This window comes from Acidovorax sp. (assembly GCF_016783915.1).
Taxonomy (GTDB): Bacteria; Pseudomonadota; Gammaproteobacteria; order Burkholderiales; family Burkholderiaceae_C; genus Acidovorax.
Window position 1 is genome coordinate 21,765 of record NZ_JADHVT010000039.1, and the last position, 11,360, is coordinate 33,124.

The following is an 11,360-nucleotide window of genomic DNA, read 5'->3' on the forward strand; positions in this document are numbered from 1 at the left end:
GCAGATCAATCAAAAAGATGCATACATCCTGAATTTTATCCGCTAAAATATTCACACGGTATGAATCTTTAAAGGACCACCATGAACGCCCGCATCGACACCCTGCACGCCACAGCCCCCACCACCCCACTGCCGCTGAGCGCCGAGCAGCAGATCGGCCAGATTGCCGTGCAGTTGCCGGGCGCCACGGCGGTGTTTCGGCGCCTCAAGCTGGACTTCTGCTGCGGCGGCCAAGTGAGCCTGGCCAAGGCGGCTGCCGACAAGGGGCTGGACGCCGACGCCGTGCTGGCCGAGCTGGCGGCCCTGCAGCGCAGCGACGCCGTGCCCGAGGCAGCGTCGCCCAGCGCGCTCATCGACCACATCCTGGCGCGCTACCACGAGGTGCACCGCCAGCAGCTGCCCGAGCTGATCCGCATGGCCCGCCGCGTGGAGGCCGTGCACCGCGACCACCCGCAGGTGCCGGTCGGCCTGGCCGACCACCTGGAGGCCATGCACGAGGAGCTGCTGTCGCACATGCTCAAGGAAGAGCAGGTGCTGTTCCCCATGCTCAAGAACGGCGGCAACCCGTTTGTGGGCCAGCCCATCGGCATGATGCGCGCCGAACATGTGGACCATGGCGAGGCGCTGGACAAGCTCAACGCGCTGACGAATGACGCCACGCCTCCCCAAGGTGCATGCAACACCTGGCGCGCGCTCTACGCGGGCATTGCCCAGCTGGGCGACGACCTCATCAACCACATCCACCTGGAAAACAACGTGCTGTTTCCGCGGTTCGAAGCCAGCGCTGCACCCGCGCAAGCTTGTGCCACGTCAGCCTGCGGCTGCCAGTGAGCCAGCACACTGCCGCCATGACCGAAGAATCCCACCCTACACAGACCGCCGGCAAGCTCGCCCCCAGCGCGGAGAGCATCACGCAACTGGTGCACGGCTTTTACGGGGATGTGCGGCGCGACCCGCTGCTGGGCCCGGTGTTTGAAAAGGCCCTGCACGGCCAGTGGGACGCCCACCTGCAGCGCCTGGTGGACTTCTGGAGCACCGTCGCGCTGGGCGCCCGCAGCTTCAAAGGCGATGTCTTCGGCAAACACATGGCGCTGGAGGGCGTCACACCCGCCCACTTTGCGGCCTGGGTGGCGCTGTGGCAACAGCACACCAATCGCTTGTTTGCGCCGGAGGTGGCGCACGATCTACAGGTGGCGGCCCATGGCATTGCACGCAACCTGTTCCGGGGCTACTTTGCGAACGACCCCGGTTTTGTGCAGCCCCGCGACGAGGGCCATGGGCGCGATGAGCACGGCGCCCGCCACCAGGGCAGCGGAGAAACCCAGCGAGGTTGAAGACTGCCGACTGGCAACGCGGTCGCCAGCGCCCGCTTCTGGCTTATTTGCCCTTGTTGCCCGGCGTGAAGAACAGCGCCAGACCCACTGCTATCAGCGCCACAGGCCACCACACCCGCAGCAGCTCGCGAAGGCTGATACTGATCAGCCCCAGGTTGGTCAGCAGAAAAAACACGCCCAGCACGACCAGAACGATCGCAGCGATATTGCCCTTCATGTGCATTCCCTCGGTGTGGTTGTTGGTATGACGACGTGCATTATGGTCGCCAGCAACCAAAGGAACGCCCCAGTTTTTGCAATGGTGCAGGCCTCTCAGCGCCCGCGCAAGGGCCGAAGCAGGTCCGACAGCCCGTTGTGATCAATCTCGTGCATCAGCGCCAGCAACTGGCCCAACTCGCCCTTGGGAAACCCCTCGCGCGCAAACCAGTTGAGGTAGTTGCCCGGCAGGTCCGCCAGCAGCGTGCCTTTGTGCTTGCCGTACGGCATCTCGGTGGTGACCAGGCGCTGCAGTTTCTCTGCGTCCATTGCCCTGCCCCGCTCAGCCGCCCGCGCGCTTGACCTTGTGGCCCAGCTTCTGCAGCGCGGCCATCACACGCTCCACATGATCGCCCTGCACCTCGATCACGCCGTCCTTCACCGTGCCGCCGCTGCCACAGGCGGCCTTGAGCTGCTTGCCCAGCTGCTCCAGCGCGGCCTCGTCCACCAGCACACCCTTGACCAAGGTGACCGCCTTGCCGCCACGCCCTTTGGTCTCGCGCGAGACGCGCACGATGCCGTCGCCCGTGGGCAGCGGTTTGTTCTGCTTGCACACGCACTGCGCCACCGGCTGGCGGCAGGTAGGGCACATGCGGCCTGACTCGGTGGAATACACTAGGCCACCCAGGTCGGCAAAAGACTTCATGGCTTCTTCCCCTCCACCTCTTGCTGCAGCATGTGAAAGTCGAGCAGGCGTGTGGCCAGCAGCGTCTCGGTCAGAAAACACACCAGCGCCAGCAAAAAGCAGGCAACGCCCGCCAGAAACCCGCCCACCGCAAGGCGGCTGGACTGAAAGTCGGTGGTTTCGCCCAGAAACAGCAGGATGATGGTCGTGCCAATGAGGAAGGCACAAAACGTCAGCAGCGCAATACAACCGTTGGCCAGCCGTCCACGCAAACGCAAGTCCGCCAGCTCCTTGTAGGCACGGGCCAGAAATTCGGGTTCGGCATTGACGCGCGCGCGGTCTTCCACCACACGCGCCCGGTCGATGATTCGGGCCAGGCGCCCCGCCACGGCGCCGATCATTCCGGACACTGCGGTGAGCAAAAACACAGGCGCCACCGCCAACTGAATGCCGTGGGTGATGGCGGAGGTATCAAGAGGCAAAGCCATGGGATGCGGGTCCGAGAAAACGGTCAACTAAAAATCAAGGCGGCCCGATTATCGGTCGCCACAGGCGGGCGGGGAGCACTCGCATTCCCTGCAGCGGCGCACGCGCAATGCCCGCATTGCAGGCCTGCGCGAAGGCACGTGGCAAGAGGGCATCTGGCAACTGCGGCGACAATGCATGCCATCACTGTTCCGTCCGCGCTGCCTTGCGTGCCTCCCTTCAACGCCTCTTCAGCGCCCTTCCATGCCTTTTGCCTCCCTCGGTCTGTCCCCCGCCCTCGTCCATGCCGCCGACAAAGCAGGCTTTGTGACGCCCACGCCCATTCAGGCGGGCGCCATTCCTGCCATCCTGCAAGGGGCGGACCTGCTGGGTGCGGCACAGACGGGCTCGGGCAAGACGGCGGCCTTTGCCCTGCCTTTGCTGCAGCAGCTACAGCTCAGCGCCACCGGGGGCCCGCGCCGGGTGCGTGCCCTGGTGCTGGTGCCCACCCGCGAACTGGCTGCGCAGGTGGGCGAAGTGCTGCGCAGCCTGGCGCAGCACCTGCAACAGCCGCTCAAGATCGCCATCGTGTTTGGGGGCGTGTCGATCAACCCTCAGATGCTGGGCCTGCGCGGCGGCGCCGACATTGTGGTGGCTACGCCGGGCCGCCTGCTGGACCTGGTGGATCACAACGCCCTGCGCCTGTCGGCCGTCGCACACCTGGTGCTGGACGAAGCCGATCGCCTGCTGGACCTGGGCTTTGCCGAAGAATTGCAGCGCGTGCTGGCGCTGCTGCCCGCCCGGCGGCAAAACCTGTTCTTCTCGGCCACCTTTCCTGCTGCAGTACAGGCGCTGGCCGATGGGCTGCTGAACCAGCCGGTGCGCGTGGAAGTGCCCCACACGCCGGGCAACGAACCGGCCATTGAACAACGCGCCATTGCGGTGGACGCCAGCCGCCGCACCCAGCTGCTGCGCCATCTGGTCAAGGAACACAACTGGTCGCGCGTGCTGGTGTTTGTGGCCACGCAATACGCCGCCGAGCACGTGGCTGAAAAGCTGTACAAGGCAGGCATCTATGCCACGCCCTTCCACGGGGGCCTGAGCCAGGGCGCACGCAACCAGGTGCTGCAGGAGTTCAAGGACGAGCGCTGGCAGGTGGTCGTCACCACCGACCTCGCAGCGCGCGGCATCGACATTGCGCAGCTGCCTGCCGTGGTGAACTACGACCTGCCACGATCGGCTGTGGACTATGTGCACCGCATCGGCCGCACCGGCCGCGCAGGCGAGAGCGGCATGGCCGTGAGCTTCGTGACCGCCGATGTCGAAGCGCATTTCCGGCTGATCGAAAAACGCCAACACCTCACCCTTGAGCGTGAGCAGATTGCGGGCTTTGAACCCACAGAGACAGCCGCCCCTGCGTCGGTCACCGATCCCCAGGGCACAGGTGGTATCAAGGGCAAGCGGCCCAGCAAAAAAGACAAGCTGCGCGCAGCAGCGGCTGCAGCGTTGGAATCACTGTCCACTGCCCATAAAAAAGGCTCCTGAAAGGAGCCTTTGGAAGAGCCGTGAAGGGCGGCAGCCCAAGCAGCCTCCGTTTCAGACCCCTTCGTCGTCCTCGTCCATACCATCTTCATCAGTGCCTTGCGACTCGCCTGGCGCCCTTGGCGCGCGCTTGGCGGGCTTGGCCAGAATCTCGACATAGAACTGGCTGCCGCCCTCGGCGGCCACGCCGTTGATCAACCCGGTCAAGGCCGAGAGGTGGGCCACGGCAGCGTCTTCTTTGGTGCGGCCAAACTGGCAGTCAAAGTCCCAGAAATCGGCTCCTTCGGGCAGGTCGCGGCGCCGTTCGCGCTTGATGTATTTGCGGATTTCGTGCTTGATGGCATCCAGAACGCGGTCGCGGTTCTTGCCTTCAACATGGAGTTGGAAAGTTTTTCTCATGGGCGATGGTAGCGCGTATGACAGATATGGATTCCCAGTCGCACCCCCCGGTGCCACAATGGTGCATTACTTTTGGTAACCACCGAGCCCGATGTCCCACGACCTGCGTCTGCTGCAAATGCTGCCAGCGGCTGTGCTCGTCACGCAGGACGGCGCCATCCGTTTTGCCAACGCGGCCAGCATGGAGCTGCTGGAAGCGCCCAGCACCGAGAGCCTGATAGGCCGCATGTCCGGCGACTTTGTGCACCCCCTGGACCAGGTGCGCTCCACCAACCGCATCCAGCAGGTAGCGGTGCCCGAGCAGGCCGGCCGGCCCAACAAGTCGTCCGAGTTCCGCATCCGCACAGAGCGCGGCAACCTGCGCATGGTGCTGATCAGCAGCGTGGCCATTGAATGGGATGGCGCACCGGCCGTGCTGATGTGCGGCATGGACATGACGCACCAGAGCGAGATCGAGGCCCAGCTGCGCGAGAGCGAGCAGAACTTCCGGCGCCTGTTCGAGAACATGCAAGACGTGTACTACCGCACCGATGCCCAGGGCATCGTGCAGCATGTGGGTCCCGGGGTGCGCCGGGTGCTGGGCTACGAGCCCCATGAAATCGAGGGTCGCACCGCCGAGTCGTACTACCCGCAGAGCACCGACCGCGATGCGTTCAAGGCCGCCATCATGGAGCATGGCGAGGTGTCGGATTTTCCGGGCCAGATGGTGCGACGCGACGGTACCGTGATCGACATCTCCATCAGCAGCCATTTGCTGTACGACCACGCGGGCAATTTTGCGGGGGTGGAAGGCATCTACCGCGACGTGACGCAGCGCAAGAACCTGGAGCGCGAGCTGCAGCGCCTGGCCACCACCGACATGCTGACGAGCATTGCGAACCGCCGCGCATTTTTGGAGTGCGCCGAGTCGGCCTACGCCCACTCGCGCAGCAACGGCGAGCCGCTGACCTTGCTGATGCTGGACCTGGATCACTTCAAGGCCATCAACGACCGTTTTGGCCACCTGGAGGGCGACCGTGCCCTGATGGCGTTTGCACAGGCCATCAAGGGCCAGCTGCGTGCCAGCGATGCCGTGGGGCGCCTGGGTGGCGAAGAGTTTGGCGTGCTGCTGCCACTGACCACACTGGCCGAAGGCATGGAAGTGGCCACGCGCATGCTGCACAGCATCCGCGCGCTGCAGCTCATCGACGATGCGGGCCACAGCTACCGCATCACCACCAGCCTGGGCGTGGGCACTTTCCGCCATAACGACCGCAGCCTGCGTGACATGCTCGACCGTGCGGACCAGGCGCTGTACCTGGCCAAGCACCGGGGACGTAACCAGGTGGCTTCGCTCGAAACGCTGGACGAGTAAACCCCATGCAATCCAGCCGTCTCCGCGTCTCTACTCGCGCGGTTGTCACGCAGCACCGCTGATTCCAGCGGTGATCGCCGCAGTGGATACCGTCAAGGGCGCCGTTGCGGGCTAGAGCCGCATCCGCTCCTGCTGCAGGTTCCACAGGCAGGCCGCAATGCCGAGCAACATTTCCATCACATGCTCCGATCCGCTGCAGGAAAGCTCCAGGTCGTCGATGATCACGGCCAGCTGCGAGATGGCATCCTCCGGTGCAGCGGCACCGCCGTTGCGGGCCACTTCGGCAATCGCAATCAATACGTCGGTGCGGTTCATGGCGGATGAATGGACTTAGCGCTCAGACAGGGCCAGCTGGGCCGACTGAGCCTCCCTGCCCTGCAGAGCAAGCGCTGGTGCGGGGCCGCCCAACGGCAAGCGGGAGGCAGTGTTCGCATCCAAGGCAGCATCGGGCGCCAGGCGGAACTGATGAATCACCTCCAGCAGGCGCCGCACCTGATTCTTCATGCCCGTCGAGGCGGATGAACTGTCGTCTACCAGTGCCGCGTTCTGCTGCGTGGCAGTATCCAGCTGGCGCACGGCTTCGCCGATCTGTGCAATGCCCCGGGCCTGCTCTTGCCCCGCGTCCTTGATGGCTGTAATGAGCGACACCACCTGGTTCACATGGTGCACGGTGTTGGCCACACGCTCACCCGCCTGGCCCACCAGCGTGGATCCACGCTCCACGCCCTGCACGCTGGCCGAGATCAGCCCGCGAATCTCACGGGCGGCCATGCTGCTGCGCTGCGACAACCCCCGCACCTCGCCCGCCACGACGGCGAAGCCCCGGCCCTGTTCACCGGCACGGGCAGCCTCTACCGCCGCATTCAGCGCCAGCAGGTTGGTCTGGAAAGCGATGTCGTCGATCACCTTGATGATGTCTGTGATCTTCTGCGACTGGGTCTTGATCTCCTGCATGGTGGCGATCACGTCCCGCATCACGCTGCCGCCTTCGTTGGCCACGTTGCTCGCCTCCTGCGCCAGGGCGGTGGCACGCTGGGCGTTGTCGGTGTTGTGCTGCACGGTGATGGTCAACTGCTCCATCGAAGCGGCCGTCTCCTGCAGGTTGGACGCCTGCACCTCGGTGCGGCGCGCCAGGTCTTCGGTGCCGCCCGCCATCACCACAGCCTCATGGGCGACAGTCTCGGTACTGGCGCGCACCTCGGTGATCACACGCACCAGCTGGTGGTTCATCTCGCGCAGGGCACCCAGTAGCTCGGCAGTCTCGTCGTTGCCGCGCACATCGATCTGCGCTGTCAGATCGCCCCCCGCCACGGTGCGCGCCAGCACCACGGCCTGACGCAGCGGCCGCGAGATGGAGCGGGTGATGACCCACGCCATCGCAGCACCTGACAGCAATGCCAGGGCGGTAGCAGCCAGCATCCACCAGTGGATGGTGTCGCTCATGGCACGGGCCCCCGCAAACTCTGCCGCGGCCACGTTGATCTGCAACGCCACCAGTCGTTCGATGGCGTCCTGCACCTTGAGCGCGTTGGGACGGATCTGGGTGATGTACAGCTCGGAGCCGTCGTCGTACTTGCCCGCCACCAGCGCAGCAGACGCAGGGATCAGGCCTTTGTCCAGGTAGGTGGCGTTGGCGTTGGCAAAGGCCTGCGCCAGGGCCTGTTCCTCGGCCCCCAGCGGCTTGGCTGCGTACTCTTTCCACAGGGTCTGGATGCGCTCGACATTGGCGGTCAGGGCCGTGTGGCTGGCCTCCAGGTTACTGGTGCCAGGGTCCATCAGCATGTCCATCACCAGCACGCGGTTGCGCTGCGTCAGGTGGCTGATCTCGGCCAACACACCCATGGGCACGGTGCGGTCGCCATACAGCGCTGCACTGCGCTCGGTCAACCGCTTGGCACCGCTGATGCCGCCAGCCGCCAGGGCCGAGATCAGCAGCAGCAACACGGCGAATGCCAGGGCCAGGCGGGTACCAATTTTCATTTTTTGAAGCATCTGAATCTTTCGTGAAGGTCCACCAGGGCGCCGCCGCCTTGTGGGAGCGAACGCGTGTTGCCGCAGGGGAAAGCCCACTACCCGCCATGCACCGCGCCCCGACGGCATGCAAAAGATACTAATTGTTTCAAATGACAAAATAATGACGAACTGAGAAACCTTGCTCGCTCCCGACCTTGATTAAAATCGGCGCCATTGTGCTAGGATCGGCACAAAAGTGCTCAATCCGCACAATGGTCGCGCATGGATTTCAATCACACCAGAAATCGGCACGGCATATCGTTATTCATAAAAACCATTACACAAAACACATGAAATATATTTACCTTGTCTTACTGATGACCATGGCCCTGTTGCAGGCAGGGCCCGCTAGCGCACAAACCGTGACGGGCGCTGGTTCGTCGGCGGCTGCACCCATCTACCGCAGCTGGGCCAAGGCCTATGCAAAGGCCACTGGAAGCGCGGTGGACTACGACCCGGTAGGTTCCAGCGCGGGCATGAAAAAAATCCAGCAACAGGCCGTCGGTTTTGGCGCGACGGATGTGTACCCCGCGGAGAAGGACCTGATGGAGCACGGCCTGCTGGCGCTGCCCGTGGCCATCACTGGCATCAGCCCCATCATCAACGTGCCCAAGGTGCAAAACACCCAGCTGCGCCTGACGGGCGAGGTCCTCAGCAGCATCTTCATGGGCGAAATTGCCCGATGGAATGCAGCAGAGATCGTCGCACTGAACCCCGATGTCCCTTTGCCCGACCTGCCGATCAAGGTGGTGGTGCGTGCCGATGGCTCAGGCACCACCTACAACTTTGCGGACTACCTGGGCAAGGTCAGCCCAAAATGGAAAGCCTCTTACGGCGCCAAGACCAGCATTGCCTGGCCTGCAGGGGTGCTGGCCTTCAAAGGCAGCGATGGCGTGGCCAAGGGCGTGCGCGATACGGTGGGTGCCATTGGGTATGTGGACCATGGCTATGTGGCTGAATACGGGCTGACCACCGTGCAGATGAAAAATGCTGAAGGCAATTATGTAAAACCCTCCATCGATGCCTTCAAGGCGGCGCTGGCCAACAGCGATTGGTCCGCCACCGGGGTTTTCAACAGCACCTTGACGCAGCGGCCCGGTAAATCCGTGTGGCCCATCACCATGGGCACCTTTGTGGTGTTCCCCAAGGTCACGCAGAACCCCGACCAGACGGCCCAGGCGCTCCGATTCATTCTGTGGTCGTTCCTCAATGGCGATACCCTGGTGCAAGAGAATAACTTTGTCCGCCTGCCAGACCGGGTTCAAGCATCAGCATTCAAACTCATTACCTCCATCCGTGATAACCAAGGCAAGCCGCTGGGCATGAGCTTGATATCCTCCTTCAATCGCTCATCACAATAAATCAGCATTCATTCAAATAATTGCTTTTCGATTATTTGAAGATGGGTTTCGTCCATCGTTAATCCGGCATAGCCCTGCGATGGCGATACCGCAGGATAATTCCGTCCACCATGGAAATCGAATTCAAATTCTGTATCCCGCCCGATCGCCTGGCTGCGGTGCAGGCGGCTGTACGCCGGGGCCGGTGGGCAGCCATCCGCATGGAGGCACGCTACTTCGACACTCCCGACGGCGCGCTGGCGTCCCGAGGCATTGCGTTTCGCCTGCGCCGTGAGGGCGACCAGTGGGTGCAAACCGTCAAGGCGCTGGGCGACGGCCCGCTGGACAGGCAGGAGCACAACGTCGCGCGCGGCCCGGCCACCGCAGGCTCCGCCCCCGAGCCCCAACCCCAGTTGCACAGCGACACCGTAGCGGGCACCCAGCTGCTGCAGGCCCTGCAAGCCGCCAGTGGCCCGCTGACCGAAACCTACGGCACCGAAATGGACAGGCTCACCCGCGACGTCACCCGCCAGGGCGCGGTGGTCGAGCTGGCACTGGACACCGGTCGGGTGGTGGCCCACCGGGGCACGCCCCAGCAGGCCGAGGCCCCCATTTGCGAGTTGGAGCTGGAACTCAAGGCCGGGCCGGTGGCGGGCCTCGCAGCGCTCGCCACGCAATGGGCCTCACGCCACGGGCTGTTTCTGAGCACGGTGTCCAAGGCCGAGCGGGGCGAGCGCCTGCTGGCTGCACCCGGCAGCCGCTCGCCCCGCAAGGTCAGAGACCTTTCCGCCACTTACCAGCAACTGCCAACCGGGCTGGCGCTGCAGCGCGCTGTGGTGGCGCACTGCCTGCAACAGATCCTGGGCCCTGCCAGTGACCTGGCGGACGGCTCCATGGACGACGAGCAGGTACACCAGCTGCGCATCGGCATCCGCCGCCTGCGCACCGCCCTGCGCGAGCTGGCTCCGCTGGCCCCGGGCAGCTTCGACTTTGCCTGGGAGCCGCCCCTGGTCGATGTGTTCCAGCAGCTCGGCCATCTGCGGGACCGCAGCCAGGTGCTGCAACGCATCGGTGTCGAACTGCGCGCTGCCGGAGGGCCACCGATGCCGTCGCACAAGGACAAAGACGCAGGGCTGTGCGACGCTGCGCACATCGTGCGCAACGCGGCATTCCAGAGCGTGCTGGTGGGCATGATGGCCTTTACCACCCAGGGCCCGGATGCCACCCACGGCGCCCCAGCGGGCCTGGACGCCCGGGCCACGCGCCATTTGCTGCAGCAGCGCCTGCGCGCACTGCACGGCCAGGTGCAAAAAGGCACACGGGGTTTTGCCACCCGCACGCCGCAGGCACAACACCGCCTGCGCAAGCGCCTCAAACGCTTGCGCTACCTCACAGAGTTCGTGGCGCCCGCACTGGATGCACACAGCACCCGGTTTCTGGACAGTCTGCAGCCCGCGCTATCGGCACTGGGCCGCCTCAACGACGAACGCGTGGCCGCTGCGCTGTACCGCGAGCTTGCCGAGTCCGGCGAGCCGAACGCCTGGTTTGGCGTGGGCTGGCTGGCAGGGCGCGAGGCGCTGGCCGTGGCGGCCTGTGAGCAGGCCTTGGCGCGCATTCTGGAAGCCCCCCGCTTGCGCAAAACCGGCAAACGCTGACGGCCGCAAAGGCTGCCGTGGGATTGTGCGGCACCAAGGGGAACATGCGGTTCCCCCACACGGCACAATGGCCCGCATGACCGCCTCTCCTTCCTTCCGGCGCCAGCCACCTGCCACACCCCACCCACCGTCTGCGCGCACCACACTACACCCCACGCCAGACAAAGACCAGATCGCCCTGCTGGAGCCCTTTGAACGCCTGGGGCTGGACCGCATCGCCTTGGTCTCCACACCCGCACAGGCCGACCAGGCCTGCAATGCACTGGCCAGCGCCAGCGCCTGGGGGTTCGACACCGAGTCCAAGCCCACCTTTGTGCGCGATGAGCAGTCGGACGGCCCGCACATCGTGCAACTGGCCACGCTGGAGCGGGCCTGGGT

The 11,360-nt window shown here is 64.5% G+C and carries 13 protein-coding genes and 1 pseudogene; 7 read left to right on the forward strand and 7 right to left on the reverse strand.

The window, feature by feature from the left end; all coding sequences use genetic code 11:
- Window positions 1-81 precede the first annotated feature (81 nt).
- Both ytfE and ISS20_RS10115 read left to right on the forward strand, forming a co-directional pair.
- Window positions 82-831, forward strand: a complete 750-nt coding sequence (gene ytfE, locus ISS20_RS10110; RefSeq protein WP_056064247.1) for an iron-sulfur cluster repair protein YtfE — start codon at window positions 82-84, stop codon at window positions 829-831.
- 17 nt (window positions 832-848) lie between these two features.
- Window positions 849-1,334 (forward strand): group III truncated hemoglobin, encoded by a 486-nt coding sequence (locus ISS20_RS10115; protein WP_291436198.1) that lies wholly within the window; start codon window positions 849-851, stop codon window positions 1,332-1,334.
- Window positions 1,335-1,377: 43 nt separating this feature from the next.
- Here ISS20_RS10115 and ISS20_RS10120 read toward each other — a convergent pair whose 3' ends face one another.
- The 4 genes from ISS20_RS10120 to ISS20_RS10135 form a co-directional block, all read right to left on the reverse strand.
- Window positions 1,378-1,551 carry a DUF5668 domain-containing protein gene (locus ISS20_RS10120; RefSeq protein ID WP_165836502.1) on the reverse strand — a complete coding sequence of 58 codons (174 nt, stop codon included), beginning with the start codon at window positions 1,549-1,551 and terminating at the stop codon, window positions 1,378-1,380.
- Window positions 1,552-1,646: 95 nt separating this feature from the next.
- On the reverse strand, window positions 1,647-1,859 hold the full coding sequence (locus ISS20_RS10125; RefSeq protein ID WP_015014757.1) for a DUF3820 family protein: 213 nt from the start codon (window positions 1,857-1,859) through the stop codon (window positions 1,647-1,649).
- A gap of 13 nt (window positions 1,860-1,872) precedes the next feature.
- On the reverse strand, window positions 1,873-2,235 hold the full coding sequence (locus tag ISS20_RS10130) for a translation initiation factor Sui1 (protein ID WP_291436202.1): 363 nt from the start codon (window positions 2,233-2,235) through the stop codon (window positions 1,873-1,875).
- Entirely contained in the window at window positions 2,232-2,702 is a 471-nt protein-coding gene (locus tag ISS20_RS10135) for a DUF2721 domain-containing protein (protein ID WP_056064262.1), read from the reverse strand. Before ISS20_RS10135 ends, ISS20_RS10130 begins: the two co-directional genes overlap by 4 nt.
- 241 nt (window positions 2,703-2,943) lie before the next feature.
- Here ISS20_RS10135 and ISS20_RS10140 point away from each other — a divergent pair, with 241 nt between their 5' ends.
- Complete coding sequence (locus ISS20_RS10140; protein WP_291436205.1) at window positions 2,944-4,224, forward strand: DEAD/DEAH box helicase; 1,281 nt, start codon at window positions 2,944-2,946, stop codon at window positions 4,222-4,224.
- 51 nt (window positions 4,225-4,275) lie between these two features.
- Here ISS20_RS10140 and ISS20_RS10145 read toward each other — a convergent pair whose 3' ends face one another.
- On the reverse strand, window positions 4,276-4,620 hold the full coding sequence (locus ISS20_RS10145) for a DUF6172 family protein (RefSeq protein WP_291436207.1): 345 nt from the start codon (window positions 4,618-4,620) through the stop codon (window positions 4,276-4,278).
- A 91-nt stretch (window positions 4,621-4,711) separates the two neighbouring features.
- Here ISS20_RS10145 and ISS20_RS10150 point away from each other — a divergent pair, with 91 nt between their 5' ends.
- Window positions 4,712-5,974 carry a sensor domain-containing diguanylate cyclase gene (locus ISS20_RS10150; protein WP_291436209.1) on the forward strand — a complete coding sequence of 421 codons (1,263 nt, stop codon included), beginning with the start codon at window positions 4,712-4,714 and terminating at the stop codon, window positions 5,972-5,974.
- A 111-nt stretch (window positions 5,975-6,085) separates the two neighbouring features.
- Here ISS20_RS10150 and ISS20_RS10155 read toward each other — a convergent pair whose 3' ends face one another.
- Both ISS20_RS10155 and ISS20_RS10160 read right to left on the reverse strand, forming a co-directional pair.
- The gene (locus ISS20_RS10155; RefSeq protein WP_291436211.1) at window positions 6,086-6,289 is read right to left on the reverse strand and encodes a hypothetical protein; all 204 of its coding nucleotides are present in this window, start codon (window positions 6,287-6,289) and stop codon (window positions 6,086-6,088) included.
- A 15-nt stretch (window positions 6,290-6,304) separates the two neighbouring features.
- A complete protein-coding gene (locus tag ISS20_RS10160) occupies window positions 6,305-7,954 on the reverse strand; it encodes a methyl-accepting chemotaxis protein (RefSeq protein WP_291436213.1) in 1,650 nt (549 codons plus the stop codon).
- A 323-nt stretch (window positions 7,955-8,277) separates the two neighbouring features.
- Here ISS20_RS10160 and pstS point away from each other — a divergent pair, with 323 nt between their 5' ends.
- The 3 genes and pseudogenes from pstS to ISS20_RS10175 all read left to right on the forward strand — a co-directional run.
- Window positions 8,278-9,348 carry a phosphate ABC transporter substrate-binding protein PstS gene (pstS, locus tag ISS20_RS10165; RefSeq protein WP_291436215.1) on the forward strand — a complete coding sequence of 357 codons (1,071 nt, stop codon included), beginning with the start codon at window positions 8,278-8,280 and terminating at the stop codon, window positions 9,346-9,348.
- Between the two features lie 110 nt (window positions 9,349-9,458).
- Window positions 9,459-10,982, forward strand: a complete 1,524-nt coding sequence (locus tag ISS20_RS10170; protein ID WP_291436217.1) for a CYTH and CHAD domain-containing protein — start codon at window positions 9,459-9,461, stop codon at window positions 10,980-10,982.
- Window positions 10,983-11,058: 76 nt separating this feature from the next.
- Window positions 11,059-11,360: pseudogene (locus tag ISS20_RS10175) on the forward strand (3'-5' exonuclease domain-containing protein 2); the annotation flags it as partial.